The sequence below is a fragment of the Streptomyces sp. CNQ329 genome (assembly GCF_000482585.1).
The window spans coordinates 1-20,438 of sequence record NZ_AXVU01000012.1; the positions used below are offsets into that span (position 1 = coordinate 1).

General features: G+C 72.9%; 14 protein-coding genes and 1 rRNA gene. 6 read left to right on the plus strand and 9 right to left on the minus strand.

Annotated elements, in window-relative coordinates; genetic code table 11:
* The 3 genes from I003_RS0110280 to dapA form a co-directional block, all read right to left on the minus strand.
* A 16S ribosomal RNA gene (locus tag I003_RS0110280) occupies positions 1 to 115 on the minus strand; the annotation flags it as partial.
* 403 nt (positions 116 to 518) lie between these two features.
* Positions 519 to 2,204, minus strand: a complete 1,686-nt coding sequence (locus I003_RS0110285) for a ribonuclease J (protein WP_027771443.1) — start codon at positions 2,202 to 2,204, stop codon at positions 519 to 521.
* Between the two features lie 181 nt (positions 2,205 to 2,385).
* Positions 2,386 to 3,285 carry a 4-hydroxy-tetrahydrodipicolinate synthase gene (dapA, locus tag I003_RS0110290; protein ID WP_027771444.1) on the minus strand — a complete coding sequence of 300 codons (900 nt, stop codon included), beginning with the start codon at positions 3,283 to 3,285 and terminating at the stop codon, positions 2,386 to 2,388.
* Positions 3,286 to 3,631: 346 nt separating this feature from the next.
* Between dapA and I003_RS0110295 the strand changes: the two genes are divergently transcribed.
* Positions 3,632 to 3,877: a hypothetical protein gene (locus I003_RS0110295; RefSeq protein ID WP_027771445.1), complete on the plus strand. Its 246-nt coding sequence runs from the start codon at positions 3,632 to 3,634 to the stop codon at positions 3,875 to 3,877.
* A gap of 92 nt (positions 3,878 to 3,969) precedes the next feature.
* Positions 3,970 to 4,539, plus strand: a complete 570-nt coding sequence (locus tag I003_RS0110300; RefSeq protein ID WP_027771446.1) for a hypothetical protein — start codon at positions 3,970 to 3,972, stop codon at positions 4,537 to 4,539.
* 33 nt (positions 4,540 to 4,572) lie between these two features.
* Here the strand turns inward: I003_RS0110300 and I003_RS0110305 are convergent, their stop codons facing one another.
* From I003_RS0110305 to I003_RS0110330, 6 genes are all read right to left on the minus strand, one after another.
* Positions 4,573 to 5,016, minus strand: a complete 444-nt coding sequence (locus I003_RS0110305) for a hypothetical protein (RefSeq protein ID WP_027771447.1) — start codon at positions 5,014 to 5,016, stop codon at positions 4,573 to 4,575.
* Positions 5,017 to 5,035: 19 nt separating this feature from the next.
* Positions 5,036 to 5,791 (minus strand): 4-hydroxy-tetrahydrodipicolinate reductase, encoded by a 756-nt coding sequence (gene dapB / locus I003_RS0110310; protein ID WP_027771448.1) that lies wholly within the window; start codon positions 5,789 to 5,791, stop codon positions 5,036 to 5,038.
* A 40-nt stretch (positions 5,792 to 5,831) separates the two neighbouring features.
* A complete protein-coding gene (locus I003_RS0110315) occupies positions 5,832 to 7,217 on the minus strand; it encodes a M16 family metallopeptidase (RefSeq protein WP_027771449.1) in 1,386 nt (461 codons plus the stop codon).
* A gap of 14 nt (positions 7,218 to 7,231) precedes the next feature.
* Positions 7,232 to 9,463 carry a polyribonucleotide nucleotidyltransferase gene (locus I003_RS0110320; protein WP_027771450.1) on the minus strand — a complete coding sequence of 744 codons (2,232 nt, stop codon included), beginning with the start codon at positions 9,461 to 9,463 and terminating at the stop codon, positions 7,232 to 7,234.
* 411 nt (positions 9,464 to 9,874) lie between these two features.
* Complete coding sequence (gene rpsO, locus I003_RS0110325; RefSeq protein ID WP_027771451.1) at positions 9,875 to 10,162, minus strand: 30S ribosomal protein S15; 288 nt, start codon at positions 10,160 to 10,162, stop codon at positions 9,875 to 9,877.
* A 199-nt stretch (positions 10,163 to 10,361) separates the two neighbouring features.
* Entirely contained in the window at positions 10,362 to 10,880 is a 519-nt protein-coding gene (locus I003_RS0110330) for a M23 family metallopeptidase (protein ID WP_027771452.1), read from the minus strand.
* A gap of 550 nt (positions 10,881 to 11,430) precedes the next feature.
* On the opposite strand from I003_RS0110330, the gene I003_RS0110335 reads away from it, so the two are divergent.
* The 4 genes from I003_RS0110335 to I003_RS0110350 are packed head-to-tail and all read left to right on the plus strand — an operon-like array spanning position 11,431 to position 20,432.
* A complete protein-coding gene (locus I003_RS0110335; protein ID WP_027771453.1) occupies positions 11,431 to 13,809 on the plus strand; it encodes an outer membrane protein assembly factor BamB family protein in 2,379 nt (792 codons plus the stop codon).
* Positions 13,810 to 13,837: 28 nt separating this feature from the next.
* Positions 13,838 to 16,090: an outer membrane protein assembly factor BamB family protein gene (locus tag I003_RS0110340; RefSeq protein WP_027771454.1), complete on the plus strand. Its 2,253-nt coding sequence runs from the start codon at positions 13,838 to 13,840 to the stop codon at positions 16,088 to 16,090.
* A 2-nt stretch (positions 16,091 to 16,092) separates the two neighbouring features.
* Positions 16,093 to 18,333, plus strand: coding sequence for a protein kinase domain-containing protein (locus tag I003_RS31905; RefSeq protein WP_051368177.1), 2,241 nt, complete (start codon positions 16,093 to 16,095; stop codon positions 18,331 to 18,333).
* A 26-nt stretch (positions 18,334 to 18,359) separates the two neighbouring features.
* A complete protein-coding gene (locus I003_RS0110350; protein ID WP_027771455.1) occupies positions 18,360 to 20,432 on the plus strand; it encodes a protein kinase domain-containing protein in 2,073 nt (690 codons plus the stop codon).
* The last annotated feature ends 6 nt before the right edge of the window (positions 20,433 to 20,438 follow it).

Consider the following 20,438-nt stretch of genomic DNA (forward strand, 5'->3'; position numbering starts at 1 on the left):
GTGTTACTCACCCGTTCGCCACTAATCCCCGGCCGAAACCGGATCATCGTTCGACTTGCATGTGTTAAGCACGCCGCCAGCGTTCGTCCTGAGCCAGGATCAAACTCTCCGTAAATGCATACATAAGGACCCAGAAAAACCAGGCCCCCGTAGCAGCATCACAGAAACGAGTCTGCCTCGCTTACTGCTGTGTCACTACATCAAACACTTGGCATCGACTACTTGGCACACTGTTGAGTTCTCAAAGAACGGACACTTCCATCAAAACCCTCACCGGGCTTCTCCGGGCGTTTCCCTTCGGTGTGTTCCAACCCTAACAGCTTCTCCGGGTTGAAATGACCGCCCCTCGGGCCCAGTTGAGTGGGCACGAAAGCCCTCGGGCTCATCGGGCGGTGACGTCAACCTACTGGACCGTCCGCCCCTCGTGCAAATCGGCCCGGCCCCAACCCCCGCCTGGGGCAACGTCCGAGGCGGGAGTGGGGGCCGGGGCGGGGGGGTCGGGCCCGGTCGGGGCGGCGTCAGACCTCGACGACGACCGGGAGGATCATCGGACGACGGCGGAAGGTGTCAGAGACCCACTTGCCGACGGTGCGCCGGACCAACTGCTGGAGCTGGTGTGTCTCGGCGACGCCGTCCGAAGCGGACTTGGCGAGGGCTTCCTCCAGCTTCGGGATGACGTCCCGGAACGCCGCGTCCTCGATGCCCGAGCCGCGGCTTTGGACATGAGGACCGCCGACGATCTTGCCCGTGGTGCTGTCCACGACGACGAAGACGCTGATGATGCCCTCCTCGCCGAGGATCCTGCGGTCCTTGAGCGAGGACTCCGTCACGTCGCCGACGGACAGGCCGTCGACGTACACGTATCCCGCCTGGACCTTGCCGGAGATCTTCGCGACCCCGTCGACCAGGTCGACGGCCACGCCGTCCTCGGCGATGACGATGCGGTCGGCGCGGACGCCGGTCGCCGCCGCGAGTTCGGCGTTCGCGCGCAGGTGGCGCCATTCGCCGTGGACCGGCATCACGTTGCGGGGCTTGCAGATGTTGTAGAAGTACAGGAGTTCACCGGCCGAGGCGTGACCCGAGACGTGCACCTTGGCGTTGCCCTTGTGGACGACGTTGGCGCCCCAGCGGGTAAGGCCGTTGATCACGCGGTAGACCGCGTTCTCGTTCCCCGGGATCAGGGACGAGGCGAGGATGACCGTGTCGCCGGCGACGATACGGATCTGGTGGTCGCGGTTGGCCATGCGGGACAGGGCGGCCATCGGCTCGCCCTGCGAGCCCGTGCAGACGAGGACGACCTCGTGGTCCGGCAGGTCGTCGAGGGTCTTCACGTCGACGACGAGACCGGCGGGCACGCGCAGGTAGCCGAGGTCGCGGGCGATGCCCATGTTGCGGACCATGGAGCGGCCGACGAAGGCGACCTTGCGGCCGTACGCGTGCGCCGCGTCCAGGACCTGCTGGATGCGGTGCACGTGACTGGCGAAGCTCGCCACGATGATCCTTCGCTGCGCCGCCGCGAACACTCCCCGCAGTACGCCGGAGATGTCCTTCTCCGGTGCGACGAACCCCGGGACCTCGGCGTTGGTGGAGTCGACGAGCAGCAGGTCGATGCCCTCCTCGCCGAGGCGCGCGAAGGCGGGCAGGTCGGTGAGGCGGCCGTCGAGGGGCAGTTGGTCCATCTTGAAGTCGCCGGTGTGCACGACGACGCCCGCGGGGGTGCGGACGGCGACGGCGAGGCTGTCCGGGATGGAGTGGTTGACGGAGACGAACTCGCAGTCGAAGGGCCCGATCCGCTCCCGGCCGCCCTCGGCGACCTGGAGGGTGTACGGGCGGATGCGGTGCTCCTGGAGCTTGGCCTCGATGAGGGCGAGGGTCAGCTTGGAGCCGATCAGGGGGATGTCCGCCTTCTCGCGGAGCAGGTAGGGAACGGCGCCGATGTGGTCCTCGTGCCCGTGCGTGAGGACGATGCCCTCGATGTCGTCGAGGCGGTCCCGGATGGTGGAGAAGTCGGGGAGGATCAGGTCGACCCCGGGCTGTTCCTCCTCGGGGAAGAGGACGCCGCAGTCGACGATCAGCAGACGGCCGCCGTATTCCAGGACGGTCATGTTGCGGCCGATCTCGCCGAGTCCGCCGAGGGGCGTGACGCGCAGCGCGCCCTCCGCGAGGGCGGGGGGCGGGCCGAGTTCGGGATGGGGATGGCTCAAAGGTCTCTCCTCACCATGCGCACCGGCCGGGTCCCGGCGGCGGGCCCGGGCGGGGCGCACATGGATGCGTGCGGCGGCGGCTTCTGCGAAGCCGCGCCGCGGGTTTCTCGGTATGCGGTTGTGACGTCTCTGCGGCGGTGAGGACGGCGGGTGTGCGACGTATACGGCCGGGCGCCTACGGCTATACGTGCACGCCTCCGCCCTTGAGGTCGCGCTTGAGCTGCTCGGTCTCCTCCGGCGAGAGCCCGACGAGCGGCAGCCGCAGCGGACCGCCGGGCATCTGCCGCAGGGCGAGCGCCGCCTTGACGGTGATGACGCCCTGGGTGCGGAACATGCCGGTGTAGACCGGGAGCAGTTGCTGGTGCAGTTCGGTCGCCTTGGTCACGTCGCCGCCCGTGTACGCCTCGACGAGGGCGACCAGTTCGGGGGTGACGAGGTGGCCGACGACGGAGACGAAGCCGACGCCGCCGACGGACAGCAGCGGCAGGTTCAGCATGTCGTCACCGGAGTACCAGGCGAGGCCGGTCTGGGCGATGGCCCAGCTCGCACGGCCGAGGTCGCCCTTGGCGTCCTTGTTGGCGACGATCCGGGGGTGCTCGGCCAGCCGGACCATGGTCTCGGTGTTGATCGGGACGCCGCTGCGGCCGGGGATGTCGTAGAGCATCACGGGCAGGTCGGTGGCGTCGGCGATGGCCTTGAAGTGGGCGTAGAGGCCCTGCTGCGGCGGCTTGCTGTAGTACGGGGTGACGGTCAGCAGGCCGTGGGCGCCGGCGTCCTGGGCGGCGCGGGCCAGCTCGATGCTGTGCCGGGTGTCGTTCGTCGAGGCTCCGGCGACGATGTGGGCCCGGTCGCCGACGGCGTCCACCACGGCCCGGACGAGCTGGGCTTTCTCCGCATCGCTGGTGGTGGGGGACTCACCGGTGGTGCCGTTGAGTACCAGCCCGTCGTTGCCTGCGTCGACGAGGTGGGCGGCGAGTCGCTGGGCGCCGTCGAGGTCGAGGGCGCCGTCGGGGGTGAACGGCGTGACCATGGCGGTCAGCATCCGTCCGAAGGGCGTCTGCGGGGTGGATGTCGGAGCCATGAGTGACACGCTACTCGTAAGAATGCCCGGAGTGCGCGCTTGGGTGGCCTGCGGTGCGGCAGGCACGGGAGAACCCGGCACTGCCTGCTCGGGGGTTCAAGCAGTACCGGGTTCGTCTCCTCAGCCTAGGCGAACATCGCAATAACCACCATTCCAGACATTTCACGGCGGTTTCCGCGTGCCCGGCGACCGCACCGGCACCCCGGGTGCCGTCGGCGCCTTGGTACCTTTGAGGGGTATTCAGCACATGGCCCTGGATCTGGGCACTTTGCGGGACGTTCCGACGTTGACCGGACGGCAGGAGCCAAGTCGACAAACCCCAGGAGCCCCGAGGTGGTGGACCAGCATGCTTCGCCGTCGGCGTGAGCCCGTTCCGTTCGCCTTCATAGCGGAGGCCGACCGCTTCCGCAGCGACGTCCCCGTGCCGCCGCCCGTGCCGCGCGCCGGGATCGGGGAGATCGCCGGGCGCGTGCTGGTGGGCGTGCTGATAGTGGCGGGGCTGGTCGGCGCCGTGGTGTTCGGCGTCCCGGCGATGCAGCTCACCGACGACCCGGGGTCCGCGCAGGACAAGGAGACCGTGCAGACCCCCTGACGCCGCGCGTGTCAGGGGTCACAGCAGTCTCGGGTGCCTCGTCCGCACCCCCGGGGTGGTGGCCGCGCCGGGGCCTCGCTAGCCTCGCAGGCGTGCCACTGCCCTTTCTGACCGCCGACCGCGACTTCGGAGACGTCGCCGGCGACGCCCCCCTCCCCTACGCCGACCGTGACCGCTGGCGCCGGCCGTACCGCCCGGGGCCCTGGCGGGTGCTCATGGCCGCCGTCGAGCTGCTGCTGGCCTCGTATCTCCTCTTCGCGACGGTCATCATGCTGCTCGCCGACTCGGTCACGGGCGCGCTGACGTGCGCGGGCGTGGCGGTGGCCTTCATCGCGGCGGCGCTGCGGCTGCTGCGCGTCGGGGTGTGGGTGAGTGCGCACGGGCTGCGGCAGGTGCATCTGTTCCACACCGTCACGCTGGCGTGGGACGAGATCGCCGCCGTACAGACCGTGCAGCAGCCGGTGAAGTGGCTCGGTATGCCGCGTACGGTCCAGGGGCAGGCGCTCCTGGTGACCCCGGGGGCGCGGCGGCGCGGGCGGGGCGGCGCGCCGGCGCCGCTGCGGCCGCTGCTGACGGACAGCAACGCCGACTTCCTCAGCCGTCCCGAGGCGTTCGACCGGGCGGCCGACACCGTCGAGGCCTGGGCGACGGAGCTGCGCTGACACGCCCGGTGCGCTGCCCGGGCGTGTGCCCGGCTAGCCCGCCGCCTTGTGCAGCGTGATCGCCCGCTGCATCGCCTTGCGGGCCCGCGGGGTGTCGCGCGCGTCGTGGTACGCGACCGCCAGCCGGAACCAGCACCGCCAGTCCTCGGGCGCCGCCTCCGTCTCCGCCTTGCGCCGGTGGAAGACCTCGTCGGCCGAGTCCCGGTCGATACGGCCGCTGGGCATGCGCTTCAGCTCGTCGACCGGCAGGCCGCCCTCGGCGTCCAGCTCCCGCGCCAGCGCGTTCGCGGCGCGCGCGAAGGCGGTGGTCTGCCACAGGAACCAGATGCCGATGGCGGGGAGCACCAGCACGGCGATGCCGAGGGCGACGGTCACCGGTGTGCCCTCGCGCACCAGGTACCAGCCGCGCGTGCCGGCGAGGAAGAAGTAGACGGCCAGCACGGCCGACAGAACGATGTAGGTGATCTTCGAGCGCATCGGCGGGCCCCGGACGGCGTCAGCCGAGGTCGAGGAAGTGTTCCAGGCCGACCGTCAGGCCCGGGGTCTCCCGCACCCGGCGGGCGGCGAGCAGGATGCCCGGCATGAAGCTGCTGTGGTGCAGCGAGTCGTGCCGGATGGTGAGGGTCTCCCCCGTGTCGCCGAGCAGCACCTCCTGGTGGGCGAGGAGCCCCCGCAGCCGTACGGCGTGCACGGGCACTCCGTCGACGTCGGCGCCGCGGGCGCCGGGCAGGGCGGTGGCGGTGGCGTCGGGCTGCGGCGGCAGGCCGGCCTCGCGGCGGGCCTCGGCGATGAGCCGGGCGGTGCGGGTGGCGGTACCGGACGGGGCGTCGGCCTTGTTCGGGTGGTGCAGCTCCACGACCTCGGCGGACTCGTAGAACCGGGCGGCCTGCCGGGCGAAGTGCATGGTCAGGACGGCCCCGAGGGAGAAGTTGGGGGCGATGAGCACGCCGGTGCCGGGGCTGTCGGCGAGCCGGGCGCGCAGGGCGTCGAGCCGCTCGTCGGTCCAGCCGGTGGTGCCGACGACGGCGTGGATTCGGTGGCGTACGCAGAAGTCGACGTTGGCGGGGGCGGAGTCCGGATGGGTCAGCTCGACGGCGACCTCGGCGCCGGCCTTCGTCAGCTCCGCGAGGTCGTCGTCGCGGTCGACGGCGGCGACGAGATCCATGTCGTCGGCGGCCTCGACCGCCCGCGCGGCCTCGGAGCCGATACGGCCGAGGGCGCCGATGACGCCGACCTTGAGCGGGGTGGTCATGCGCGTACTACCTCCGGTGTCGATGGGATGTCGGTCCCGCTCAGGCCACGGCCTCCTGGAGCGCCGTGGCCTGCCGGTCCGTCACCGGCCCGATGACGGAGAGGGACGGGCGGCGGCCCAGGACACTCGCCGCCACCTCACGTACGTCGTCGGGGGTGACGGCGCGGATCCGGGCCAGGATGTCGTCGACGGACATCTGCTCGCCCCAGCACAGCTCGCTCTTGCCGAGGCGGTGCATCAGCGCGCCGGTGTCCTCCAGCCCCAGCACCAGGGAGCCGCACAACTGGCCGACGGCGCGGGAGACCTCGTCGTCGGCCAGGCCGTGCCGGGCGACGTGCGCCAGCTCCTCGCGGCAGAGCTTGAGCACGTCGGCGGCCTGCCCGGGGCGGCAGCCGGCGTAGACGCCGAAGAGGCCGCAGTCGGCGAAGCCGGAGGTGTAGGAGTACACGGAGTAGGCCAGGCCGCGCTTCTCCCTGATCTCCTGGAAGAGCCGGGAGCTCATGCCTCCGCCGAGCGCCGCGGACAGCACGCTGAGCGCCCAGCGGCGCTCGTCGTGCCGGCCGACGCCGGGGGCGCCGAGGACGAGGTGGGTCTGCTCGGTGCGGCGCTCCTGGAGATCGAAGCGGCCCGCGGTACGCAGCGCGCGGCTGCCGGCGCGGGGACCGTGCGGGGCCGCGTCGGCGGCGTCGAGGGCGCCGGCCCGGTCGAAGGCGGCGGCCACGCGGCGTACGACGTCGTCGTGGTCGACGTTGCCCGCGGCGGCGACGACGAGCCGGGTGGGCACGTAGTGGCGCTGGTAGAAGCGGGCGACGCGGTCGCGGGTGAGCCCCGTGACGGTCTCGACGGTGCCGAGGACGGGGCGGCCGAGGGGAGTGTCGCCGAGCATCGTGCGGGCGAAGAGGTCGTGGACGCAGTCGCCGGGGTCGTCCTCCGTCATCGCGATCTCTTCGAGGACGACGCCGCGTTCGGCCTCGACGTCCTCCGCGCGGATGACGGAGCCGGTGAGCATGTCGCAGACGATGTCGATGGCCAGCGGCAGGTCCGTGTCGAGGACCCGCGCGTAGTAGCAGGTGTACTCCTTGGCCGTGAACGCGTTCATCTCGCCGCCGACCGCGTCGATGGGCGCGGAGATGTCGAGGGCGGAGCGCGTCCTGGTGCCCTTGAAGAGCAGGTGCTCCAGGTAGTGCGTGGCACCGCCGAGCGCGGGGGTCTCGTCACGGGAACCGACGTGCGCCCAGATGCCGAAGGTGGCGGAGCGGACGGCCGGGAGGGTCTCGGTGAGCACGCGCAGCCCGCCGGGCAGCACCGTCCTGCGTACGGTGCCGGTGCCGTCGGCGCCGGCGGTGCCCTCCGGGGCCGTCGCTGCGGTGGAGCGCGGACGGGGGACGGCCCGCCCCCGGTACGGGGGGCGGGCCGCCTTCCGCATGCTGCGGGGAAGGGTCACTTCTCGGACTCGTCCCCGGACTTCCCGGCGTCGTCGCCGCCCTTGTCCTCGTCCTCCAGGACGGGGATGAGGGACAGCTTGCCGCGCTGGTCGATCTCGGCGATCTCGACCTGGACCTTCTGGCCGACGCCGAGGACGTCCTCGACGTTCTCGACGCGCTTGCCGCCGGCGAGCTTGCGGATCTGCGAGATGTGCAGCAGACCGTCCTTGCCGGGCAGCAGGGAGACGAAGGCGCCGAAGGAGGTGGTCTTCACGACCGTGCCCAGGTAGCGCTCGCCGACCTCCGGCATCGTCGGGTTGGCGATGCCGTTGATGGTCGTGCGCGCGGCCTCGGCGGCGGGGCCGTCGGCGGCGCCGATGTAGATCGTGCCGTCGTCCTCGATGGTGATCTCGGCGCCGGTGTCCTCCTGGATCTGGTTGATCATCTTGCCCTTGGGGCCGATGACCTCACCGATCTTGTCCACGGGGATCTTGATGGTGATGATCCGCGGGGCGTGCGGGGACATCTCGTCCGGCCGGTCGATGGCCTCCATCATCACGTCGAGGATGTGCAGCCGGGCGTCGCGGGCCTGCGTCAGGGCCGCGGCCAGCACGGAGGCGGGGATGCCGTCGAGCTTGGTGTCGAGCTGCAGGGCGGTGACGAACTCCTTGGTGCCGGCGACCTTGAAGTCCATGTCGCCGAAGGCGTCCTCTGCGCCGAGGATGTCGGTCAGCGTCACGTAGCGCGTCTCGCCCTCGATCTCCTTGGAGATCAGGCCCATGGCGATGCCGGCGACCGGGGCCTTCAGCGGCACACCGGCGTTCAGCAGCGACATCGTCGAGGCGCAGACGGAGCCCATGGACGTCGAGCCGTTGGAGCCGAGGGCCTCGGAGACCTGGCGGATCGCGTACGGGAAGTCCTCGCGGCTGGGCAGCACCGGCAGGATGGCGCGCTCGGCAAGCGCACCGTGGCCGATCTCGCGCCGCTTGGGAGTGCCCACGCGGCCGGTCTCGCCGGTGGAGTACGGCGGGAAGATGTAGTTGTGCATGTAGCGCTTGCGCGTCACCGGGTTGAGGGTGTCGAGCTGCTGCTCCATGCGCAGCATGTTCAGCGTCGTCACGCCCATGATCTGGGTCTCGCCGCGCTCGAAGAGCGCCGAGCCGTGCACCCGCGGGATCGCCTCGACCTCGACGGCCAGCGGCCGGATGTCGGTGACTCCGCGGCCGTCGATGCGGACCTTTTCGCGGATGACGCGCTCGCGCACCAGTTCCTTGGTGAGCGCGCGGTACGCCGCGGAGATCTCCTTCTCGCGGCCCTCGAACTGCGGCAGCAGCTTCTCGGCCGCGACGTCCTTGACGCGGTCCAGCTCGGCCTCACGCTCCAGCTTGTTGCTGATGGTGAGGGCCTGGGCCAGCTCGTCGCGGACGGCCTGGGTGAGCGCCGCCAGCACGTCGTCCTGGTAGTCGAGGAAGACGGGGAACTCGCCGGTGGGCTTGGCGGCCTTGGCGGCGAGGTCGGCCTGCGCCTTGCAGAGGGTCTTGATGAAGGGCTTGGCGGCCTCCAGGCCGGCGGCGACGATCTCCTCGGTCGGCGCGGTGGCGCCCCCCTTGACCAGCTCGACGGTCTGGTCGGTGGCCTCGGCCTCGACCATCATGATCGCGACGTCGCCGTCCTCGAGGACACGGCCGGCGACGACCATGTCGAAGACGGCCTCCTCCAGCTCGGTGTGGGTGGGGAAGGCCACCCACTGGCCGCGGATGAGGGCGACGCGGGTGCCGCCGATGGGGCCGGAGAAGGGCAGGCCCGCCAACTGGGTGGAGGCGGAGGCGGCGTTGATGGCGACCACGTCGTAGAGGTGGTCGGGGTTGAGCGCCTCGATGGTGGCGACGATCTGGATCTCGTTGCGCAGGCCCTTCTTGAACGAGGGGCGCAGCGGGCGGTCGATGAGCCGGCAGGTGAGGATGGCGTCCTCGCTGGGGCGGCCCTCGCGGCGGAAGAAGGAGCCGGGGATCTTGCCGATGGCGTACATGCGCTCTTCCACGTCCACCGTCAGGGGGAAGAAGTCGAGCTGGTCCTTGGGTTGCTTGGAGGCACTGGTCGCCGCGAGAACCATGGTCTCGTCGTCGAGGTAGGCGACGGCGGAGCCCGCGGCCAGCTTGGCGAGCCGGCCGGTCTCGAAGCGGATGGTGCGGGTGCCGAACGAGCCGTTGTCGATGACGGCCTCGCTGTAGTGGGTTTCGTTCTCCACCAGGAAATTCTCCTCGTCTGCACCCACGCCCGTGTGGCGTGGGCAGTGAGCGGTGGAGCACCCGCGCGGCAGGCTCGGGCCGGATGAGCGGCTGTAGGCCGGGCCGGTCTTCGATCGAAGCCACCGGGGTGCGCGCCGTCCGCGTGCTCCGAGGGCCACTACCGAGGACCGGCGCCCGCTGTCGGCACAGGTCCGGCGGCTGCGGGCGGTTGCTCCCCGTATTCACTCTGTGCTGATGTCCTGCCGACCAGAGTACAAGTCACCCCGGCGGCGTCTCGACGGCTGGCTGGCAACCGTTCGGTAAGGGTCCGTACGGACGGACCGGCCCGGCGTCCGGGCGACAACCCGAGCAGTGCGGGCATACGCCGAGGGAGCGGCCCCCTGGGGCGGGGGCCGCTCCCTCGTACGGCGCTAGCGGGCGCCGGCGGCGCCGCGGCGGATGCCGAGGCGCTCGACCAGCGTACGGAAGCGGGCGATGTCCTTCTTCGCCAGGTACTGCAGCAGCCGGCGACGGCGGCCGACGAGCAGGAGCAGACCGCGGCGCGAGTGGTGGTCGTGCTTGTGGGTCTTCAGGTGCTCGGTCAGGTCACTGATGCGCTGGGTGAGCATCGCGACCTGCACCTCGGGGGAGCCGGTGTCGCCTTCCTTCGTGGCGTACTCGGCCATGATCTTCTTCTTGGTCGCGGTGTCGAGCGACATGTCCTACTCCTCGGGTCGGCGCCGCCGAGCGTCCCTGGTTTTGGTCACAGGGAATCTGCGGTGACTCGGCAGGCGGGGCGGTCGCGGCGCCTCACCCGAGGGATACGGGGGCGCTCACGCGAACCGTCCGTCAGCCTATCAGCCGTGCGGCGGCCCGGGGACCGCCGCACGGCGCCGCCCGGCGGAGCCGGGGACGAGGTCAGATCTTGACGCCGTGCTTGTTCAGGAACGCGACCGGGTCGACGGCGGAACCGTAGTCGGGAGTGGTGCGGACCTCGAAGTGCAGGTGCGGGCCGGTGGAGTTACCGGTCGTGCCGATCTTTCCGATCTCTTCCTTGGCGTTGACCGACTCGCCGACCGAGACATCGATCTTGGACAGGTGGCCGTACTGGGTGTACACGCCGTCGCTGTGCTTGATCACGATGTTGTTGCCGTAGGCACCGCCCCAGCCGGCCGTGACCACGGTGCCCTTGCTGGCCGCGTGGACCTTCGTGCCCGTGGGGGCGGCGAAGTCCTGACCGCTGTGCTTCGCGGCCCAGCGGGCACCGCCCTGGTTGTACTTGCCGGTGATGTCGTAGTCGGCCGTGACGGGCTTGACCCAGTCGGGCTTGCTGTCGGCCGTGGCCACCCCCGAGCCGAGGGCGACGACCATGCCGGCGCCGGCGGCGAGCATGGCGGAGGTGGCTATGGGGGCGGTGAGCTTGGCGTGCTTGAACATTCTCGGAATTCCCTCCAGACAAGGTCTCGACCCCGGCTGCGCTCCGAGGTCGCTCCACCTTGGTAACGCGCCGAACCGACGCGGACAAGGACCCTTGGTACGAGCCGGGGTCGTAGTGATGAAATGGTCTTTTCCGCCCCTCGCACACCCCTGCGGACCACCCGCGAGAACCACCCCGGAGGGCACCGAAGAGGACTGAAATCCGTCATATACCCAGGTCAGAGCGGCACGCCTGAGCCGTGTCCATAAGTCCGGCGGAGCCCCCTGCCGAAAGTCCGGCGACCACAGAGGCGAAAGTCCCGGACCCTCGTCCGATGCGCCTACTAATCTGTTTAGGATTCCTTTGGAGGCATGTGGTGGACGCCACTTCCGGATAAGAATGTGCGGCCCTCGCGCGGGGCTTTCTCCTCTGCCGGACGGGACTATTTACCCCCCGCCCGTCCCGGAGCCCCGCTTACCCCCCGCCCGGCCAGGCGCCCCGCTTACCCCCGCCCGGCCCGGACCCCCGCCGTCCCCGGTAGGCTGCGTGCGCCAGTTCCTAGGAGGGGGTATGGAACCGCTGCGACTCGACGACCCCGAGCAGTTCGGGGCGTACCGGCCGGTGGGGCGTCTGGATGCGGACGCCGGCGAGATGCGTGCGCCGGCCGCGCGCTACATCGCGCAGGCGCCGGGGGGTGAACGCACTGTCCTGATCACCGCACCGCGCGCCGAGGCGACGGCCGCCGACCACGGCCACGCCGGGCGCTTCCAGGCCGCCGCCGCAGAGGCCCAGCGCCTCGGCGGCACGGGCGGCCCGTGGCTGGCGCCGGTGAGCGAGCTGTCCACCTTCGGTGCGCCCTGGTGGGCGATGCCGTACCGGCCGGCGCTGCCGCTGCCCGCCGCGCTCGACGCCCAGCAGGGCCCGCTGCCGGAACGCACCGTCCATGCCGTGGGCGCGGCCCTGGCGGAGACGCTGGCGGCGCTGCACGCCGCGGGGGTGGCGCACGGCGGGCTCGACCCGACGGCGGTGCTGCTCACCGGTGACGGCCCGTTGCTGACCGGGTTCGGCACGGTGAGCACGGCGGGCGCCGACGGCAGCCCGCGCGAGAGCCTGGCCGGGCTCCTGCCGGAGTTCCTGCCGCCGGAGCAGGCCGCGGGCGGGCGCCCGCGGCCCCTGGGGGACGTCTACGCGCTGGCCGCGGTGCTCCTGTACGCCGCGACCGGCCGGGTCCCCGGGGACGGCCCGGCGGCGGACCCGCTCACGGGCGATCCCGGGTACGGCGAAGACCCGTACGCCCCGGATCCCTACGCCTCCGACCCCTACGGCGCCCCCGCGAACCCGCTGGACCTCCTCCAGCCCGCGCTCCGCGCCCTCCTGGAGCCCTGCCTCCACCCCGACCCCGCCCGCCGGCCCACCGCCGCCGCGCTGCTGCCGGAGCTGCTCCGCGCCGCCGCGCCCGGCGGCCTTCCCGGGGCAGCGGCTCCGGCCGCCGCCGGGACCGTCCTGGACGCCGCGACGACCCGCTCCGGCGCCGCCCTGGCCCCCGGCTGGCTGCCCCGCCGGGTCAGCGCCGCCCTGGCGCTCCAGGCCGCCGACGTGCTCGCCGCCGAGACCGAGCCGGACCCCGCCTTCCTCGCGGCGCTCGCCGGCGACACCCCCGGCAGCCCGGAGCTGATCGGCGACGCCACCGTCGTCGGCCGCCCGGCCACCCGCCGCGCCCTGCTCGCCGGCATCGCCGGCGGGGCCGTGGGCGTCGCGGCCGGCGGCGCCGCGGCCTGGGCCGCGACCGCCGAGGACCCGCCTCCGCCGCCGACCACCGCGGAGCGGCTGGCCTCCCGCAACACGGGCACGAAGCGGCTGACCGGCGCCCCGCCCTCCGTGCTGTGGGGCAAGGGCCTGGGCAAGGTCGAGCCGGTCGGGCCGCCGGTGGTCGCCGGGGACTCCGCCGCACTGGTCGTCGCGAAGTCCGGCGTCTTCGCGCTGGACCTGCGCACCGGCGACGAGCTGTGGGAGCAGTCCGAGATCGGCCCGGCCGGCCCCGCGGTACCCCTCGGCGACGGCATGGTGCTCGTGCCCGGCAAGGACCTGACGGTGCTCGACGCGACGGACGGCTCGGTCGCCTGGACGGCGGAGAAGTTCCGCCGGGGCGGCAGGACGCCGTACGGCACGCTCCTCGGCGTGGCCGGTGACACCGTGGCGTTCACCGTCGAGGAGGGCGACGAGCTGACCGTCGTCGGCTACGACCTCGCGAAGCGGCGCGAGCTGTGGCGCTCCCCCGGCTCGGCCGCCGCGACCGCCGCGCTCTTCCTCGGCGGCTCGGTCGTCCTGGTGCCCGAGGCCGACGAGGACGCGACGCACCGCGACAAGCCGGTCAGGGTCTCCGCGCTCGACCTCGCCAGCGGCGAGGAGCGGTGGGCACAGGAGTACGCCGGGATGGCGGGCGGCCACTGGGCCGCGGCCGGCAAGGATCTGCTGGTCGCCACCGCCGGCAAGGTCATGCGCGGGTACGACGCGGGCGCCGGCGGCGCCGAGCTGTGGGACCTGACCGCGGAGCCGTGGGACGAGGAGATGGAGAGCACCAACCCGCAGAACTTCGGCCCGCCCACCGTGCAGGGGAAGATGGTCCACGCCCTCGACACGTTCCGTGCCGTGCACACGGTGGCGAGCGACTCGGGTGAGGAGCAGTGGAAGCGCAACCCGGAGCTCTCGTATGTCGGGGTGCTCGTCCAGGCCCCCGCGCTGCACGTCACGCCCGACGAGCGGTTGCTGATCGCGGGCGATGACACGCAGGTGCTGGCGTACGACACGGACGGCGGCGACCTGCTGTGGCGGTTCACCGACATGCGGCCGGGCAAGCCGAAGTACGCTCACCGTCGCCGGGTGGCGGTCGGTAAGAACACGGCCGTGGTCGCGAGCGGGAGCAGCGTGTACGCGCTGCCGCTGGACTGAACGCGCGGCGCCAAGGGGGATTGTTCGTATGCACACGTTGACCGGCTCCGGCGGGCCCCACGGCGGCACGGCCGGCACGGCCGGCGGCCCGCAGCAGAGGGTGGGCCCGCACCGGATCGTCGCGCCGCTGGGCCCGCACGCCCCGGAGGGCGGGCCCGGCGACGACGGGCCGCAGTTCCATCTGGCGTTCAGCGAGCCGCTGGGCCGGGTCGTGGTGCTGATGACGCCGCCCGCGGCGCTCGCCGCCGACCCCGGCTTCCGGGTCCGGTTCGCCTCCGAGGCCGGTACGTCGGCGCGGCTGGCGGGACCGGCCGCCGCGCCGGTGGCCGGAGTGGCGCCGCAGGACGAGGAGCCGTGGGTGGCGTACGACTGCGCGCCCGCGCTGCCGCTGCCCGCGGCGCTGGCGGCGTACGGCGGGCCCCTGCCGGTGCCGTACGTCTGCCGGATGGGGGTGTCGCTGGCCGCCGCGGTGCTGCAGGCGCACGCGCAGGGCCTGGTGTACGCGGGGCTGACGCCCGCCGCCGTGCTGCTGACCTCCGCCGGGCCGCGGCTCGTGGCGTACGGCGCGGTGCGCGCGGCGGCGCCGGGCGACGGCCCGCGTACCGCGGTGCCCGGGCTGCCGCCCGCCTGGCTGCCGCCGGAGCAGCACGCCGGCGGTGTGCCGCGCCCGCTGGGCGACATCTACGCGCTGGGCGTGGTGCTGGCGTACGCGGCCGCCGGCGCCCACTCCCCCGACCCGGGCACGCTGCCGGAGCCGCTGGCCCCGGTCCTGGCCGGCTGTCTGGCGCAGGACCCCGCGCAGCGCCCCCGCGCGGACGCGCTGCTGCAGCAGCTCCAGCAGGCGCAGCAGGCCCTGCCGGCGGAACCGGGGCAGGAGCAGGTGCCCGGGGCCGTCGCCGCGGCGCTGACCACCCAGGTGCCGGCGCTTCCGGCGCAGGGCCCGCTCAGCCCGCCGCCGGGGCCGGGTGCGCCCGGCGGCCCTCCCGCCGGGCAGACGCCGGACACGTCGGCCGGCGCGGGTGCGGGCGAGACCTCCGTGCACCCGCCCCGCCCGGGGCGCCGCGCCCTGCTGCGCGGGCTCGCCTTCGGCGCCGCCGGCCTGGCCGTCGGCGGGGGCGGCGCCTACGCGTACCGCCGTGCGACGAGGGAGGATCCGCCGGTCTACCGCACCACCCCCGCGAAGGGAGCCGCGCCCAAGCCGCTGTGGCACTACCCGCTGCAGGGCCAGGAGGCCAGGGCGGTCGGCCTCATCGGCAGGATCGCCGTGGTGGAGACGATGGGCGCGCTCGTCGCCGTGAACGCGCGCACCGGCAAGAAGGCGTGGGACTCCGACGTGTTCGCGGACGGGGTTCCGCTCGACCTCGGCCGGGGCCAGGCGCTCGTCACGCCGTCGATGGGCGGCATGGAGGTCGTGGACCTCGCCGCCGGCAAGTCGAAGGGTGCCATCGACGACTACACGCTGAACGGCAAGCTGTCCTTCCAGAAGGCCGCCGGTGCCGTCGACGGGATCGTCTACTTCCTGGCCACCGTCGGCTCCGACCTGGAGAAGTTCGCCATGGTCGCGTACGACACCCGCAAGCGCGAAGAGGTGTGGAACAAACCGCTGCCCAAGGGCTACGGCGACCTGAACGACAACCCGCTCAGCGACGGCGAGAGGATGAAGGTCCGCGGTCGCGAACTGCTCATCCCCAGCGCCCCCACCTCCGGCTTCGACTTCGCCTACCTCGCCCTCGACCGGCGCACCGGCGACGAGGCGTGGGAACAGAAGTTCGAGGGGATCGAGGACTACGCCGGCCCCAGCACCTTCCTGACCGGGGCCGGGATGCTCGTCAGCCCGGACAACGACGCCGACACGCTGCGGGGGTTCGAGACACGCGGCGCCAAGAAGGTGTGGGAGCGCCCGATGAAGGACCACTTCTTCGCGGAGCTCACCGACGCCCGGTCGCGCGTGCTGTACGGCACGCAGGGCGCCCAGGTGGCGGCGGTGTCGATACGGAACGGCAAGCCGCTGTGGCGCACCCCGGTCTACTCCGGCGGCCGGTTCGACGTCACCGACGTCGTGCTCAGCGGCACCGGCGGCACCCTCTTCTACAGCAACGACGCCGAGGTGCAGGCGTTCCGCACCCGCGACGGCGCGCCGCTGTGGCGGTTCGCGACGGTCAGCGAGGCCGGCTCGTCGTTCGACGACGGCACCGGCGTCTCCGGCCGGGTGCTCGCCGCCGACGACGGCATCGCCCTCGTCCTGTCCAAGGACGCCCTCTACGCACTCCCGGTGGACTGATCATGGCTACGCCCCTCACCCACGACGATCCGCAGCAACTCGGCCCGTACCGGCTGGTCGCCCGCCTCGGCAGCGGCGGCATGGGCACCGTCTACCTCGCCCGCTCCGCGGGCGGGCGCACTGTGGCGCTGAAGACCATGCACGCCGACCTCGTCAGCGGCGAAGCCGGCACCGCGGGCGCGGAGTTCCGCACCCGCTTCCGGCTGGAGACCGACGCCGCCCGCGTCATCGGCGACCACTACGGGGCCGAGGTCGTCGACGCCGACCCGCTGGCGGAGACGCCGTGGCTGGCGACCGAGTACGTCCTCGGCCCGCCGCTGGACGAGGCGGTGGCGGTGTGCGGCCCGCTGCCGGAGACCACGACCCGGGCGCTGGGCGCCGCGCTCTGCGAGGCGCTGGGCCAACTGCACCGCTCCGGCGTCGTCCACCGCGACCTCAAGCCGTCGAACATCCTGCTGACGTCGGCGGGGCCGAAGGTCATCGACTTCGGCATCGCGCGCGCCGCGGGCGACGATCGTCTGACCCGTACCGGCACCGCCGCGGGCACGCCCGCCTTCATGTCGCCCGAGCAGGCGTCGGGCGTCGAACACACCCCGGTCGGCGACGTGTTCGCGCTGGCCGGCGTGCTGGTCTTCGCCTGTACGGGCCACGGCCCCTTCGGCGGCGGCCAGGCCGCGGACCTGCTCTACCGGGTGCGCTACGGCGAGGCCGACCTGTCCGGCGTGCCCGCGGGGCTGCTGCCGCTGCTGCAGCGCTGCCTGGCCAAGGAGCCGGAGGTCCGCCCGGGCACCGACGAGCTGGCGGGGCTGCTCGCCGAGGGCCTGCCGGGCGGCACGGCCGACTTCGCCGACCATCTCCCGGACGCGCTGCACGCCGACATCCTGCGCCGGGCCGCCGTCGCCTGGCAGCCGCAGCCGCCCCGGCTGCCGTCGCCGGAGCAGGCCGCCATGGAAACGCAGTTCGGCGGGGACAAGGGCCCGTCGCGGCGGAAGGTGCTGGCGCTCGCGGGTGCGGGCGCCGTGGCGGTCGGCGGCGCGGGGGCGGGGGCGTGGGCGTTCCTCCGCGACGACGGCAAGGAGCCGGAGGCCAGGCCCAGGGCGAAGAAGCCGGCCGCGCCGAAGGAGAAGTGGATGCGCCCGGTCGTCGGCGGTGGCGGCGCGTTCAGCCTGGCCATCACCGGCAACTACGTGCTGCTCCTCACGACCACCGGCGGCGGGCAGTTCGTCGACGCGCGCAGCGGCAAGCTGCGGGGCGTCAGCGAACTCCTCTCCCCGACCACCGGCATCATCGGCGACGACTCCGCGTTCTACTCCATCGCCAGCCGCAGCGTCTCGGGCGAGGGCACCCACGCCCTCTTCACCAACGACCCCGAGTCGGGCGAGCAGGAGGAGAGCGTCGTCTTCAACGGCGCGGACATCAAGGGGACGGCCATCGAGGCGGCCGAGAACGGCATCGTGCTGATGCGCGCGACCGCCCGCTGGGTGACCCGCGTCTACCGGGACAAGAAGACGAAGAAGCGCATCGTCGAGAAGACGCCGTGGACCTCGCAGTTCGTGGCCGCGGACATGAAGACCGGCGAGCTGCTGTGGGGGTTCGACAACAAGTCGCCGGACACCGGTCCCTCGTACGCCACTGCGCTGACGAAGAACGAGGCGCTCATCCGCGTGGAGTCGACCCTGACGTGTCTCGACGCCAGGACCGGCGAGGTGCGCTGGACCTGGGAGGCGCCCAAGGCCGACCGCGAGTCGCTCGCCGGGCTGCAGCAGTTCCCCACCGCCAAGGGCCACGTGCTCCTCGGCCTGCGCGACCTGACCGCGCTGAGGCTGTCCGACGGCGAGGTGGGCTGGTCCCTCGGCGAGGACCGCGAGGCCCGCACCGCCCTGGGCCCGGACACCCGCCTGTACGGCACCCCCGCGGTCAAGGACGGCAAGGTCTACGTCGTCGAGAACGGCAACGGGCTCCTCGCCGTCGACGGCGCCAGCGGCGAGGTCGAGTGGGAGGCCGAGGCCGACTGGGCCGGGCCGCAGGCGTTCATCGTCGCACCCGTGATCGGCGAGAAGTACGCCTACGTGGGCACCGGCGGGCGTGACTGGGTGCGGGCCGTCGACTTGAAGGAGCACAAGACGGCCTGGTCGTACCGGGGGCCCGAGGACAACGAGCGCCCCATGGTCCTCGAACAGGAAGACGCCAAGGTCGTCCTCGTCGTCACCGCCGCCGAAGTACGCGGGCTCCCCCTTCAGTAGGAACTTCCACCAGGAGCGGTACGTCCATGAAACCCCTCGGCACCGGAGACCCGCTGCGCCTCGGCCCGTACCGCCTCATCGGCGTGCTCGGCGCGGGCGGCATGGGCAAGGTGTACCTCGGCCGGGACTCCTCCGGCCGCCCCGCCGCGATCAAGGTGCTGCGGCCGGAGCTGGCCCACCAGTCGAACCTGGCGCAGCGCTTCGTCCGCGAGGCGCACGCCGCGCAGGCCGTGCAGAGCCCGGGAGTGGCCCGGGTGCTGGGCGCGGAGACGGAGGGCGGCCGGCCGTGGATCGCCTGCGAGTTCCTCGCCGGGCCGACCCTCGCCGAGGCCGTCGAGCGCTACGGGCCGCTGGACGGCACGGCGCTGCGCGCGGTCGGCGCGGCGCTGGCGCACACGCTCACCGACATCCACGCGGCCGGCCTCGTCCACCGCGACGTCAAGCCGCCCAACATCGTGCTGACCGCGGCGGGACCGCGCATCATCGACTTCGGCATCGCCCGCCCCGAGCACGGCCTCACCCTCACCAGCACCGGCGAGGCCCCCGTCACCCCCGGCTACGGGCCGCCCGAGCAGGTGCTCGGGCGGCGCGTGGGCCCGCCGGCGGACGTCTTCGCGCTGGGCGCCGTGCTCACGCTGGCGGCGACCGGGCGGACGGCGTACCAGGGCAGCCATGTGGCCGCCGTGCAGTACGAGGTGGTGCACGGCGAGCCGCGGCTCGAAGGGCTGCCGCCCGACCTGTACCCGCTGATCGCCCCGTGCCTGGCCAAGGACCCCGCGTACCGGCCCACTCCCCCGCAGATCGCCGCCGCCCTCGCCCCGCCGCCCGGCGCCGAGGCCGTCTGGCGGCAGGGCCCCCTCGCCGAGGACATCTCGGGCCGCGAGCAGGAGGCGGCCCGCCTCGCCGCGCTCCCCGCGGCCGGCGACACCCAGGTGCCGGGGCCCTCCCGGCGGCGGCTGCTGGTCGCGCTCGGCACCGGCGGCGCGGTGGTGGCGGCGAGCGCGGGCACGGCCGCCTGGTGGTGGCTGGGCAAGGACGACGGCGGCACGACCGCGCCGCCCAAGCGCGACCCGTGGGCGGCGCAGCGGCTGAAGGGGTACAGCGCCGACAACGCACCCGCGGCGCTCTGGGGCCCGGTCAGCGGGCTCAACTCCGATGCGCCGCTGGTGCTTCCGCTGCGCCAGACGCTGGTCGTCGCGATGGCCGACGGCAGCATCGCGGGCCTGGACATACGCACCGGCCGGGAGAAGTGGCGCCAGGAGGACGCCGCCGCGGCGGCCCGCGCGGCGGCGCTCGACGAGAACACCTTCGCCGCGGCGGACGCCGACGGCGCCGTGTACGGGCTGCGGGGCCGCGACCGGCGCGAGCAGTGGTCGGCGCCGGGCGCGCGGGCGGCGGTGGTGCTCGCGGGCGACACGGGCGGGGCGTACCTGACGACGAAGGACGGCGAGCTGCGCGCGGTGGACACCGGGGGCAAGGAGCGGTGGACGGTCGAGCTGCCGGTCAAGTCGACCGTCAGCAAGCCCGCGTGGGCCACGACCGCCGACGGCATGCTGGTGCTCTCCGGCTCGGACGGCAAGCTCGCGGTGGTCGACACCGCGGACGGCACGACGGTGTGGGACACCCCGAAGCGCAGTTCCTACGCCATGCCGTGCGCGGTGGGCGGGGGCTTCGTGTACGCGGGCGGGGACGGGCTGACGGCGTACGCCCTGAAGGGCGACGGTGAGCCGGAGTGGAACGAGAAGCCGAAGGGCGAGTACATCTGGTCCGCACCGGCGCTGGACGGCGGCCTGCTCTTCGCCGTGAACGACGCGACGCTCACCGCCATGAACGCGAAGACGAGGGAGGTCGAGTTCACGGCCGACGCCCTGGCGGTCGCCCTGCGGTACCCGCCGGTGGTCCAGGGGAACGCGGTGTGGTGCGGGACCACGTCGAGCGTCGACCCCGACGCGTTGAAGGTCTACGACATCGTCAAGGGCAGGCTGGCGTGGGAGGACCGCCGGACGTCACGGGAGCGGGACGACTGGACCATGGCCGCCGCGAACAACCGCGTGTTCGTCCTCTATACGGGGTCGCTGACCGCAAACCCCGTGTTCTGACCGGCC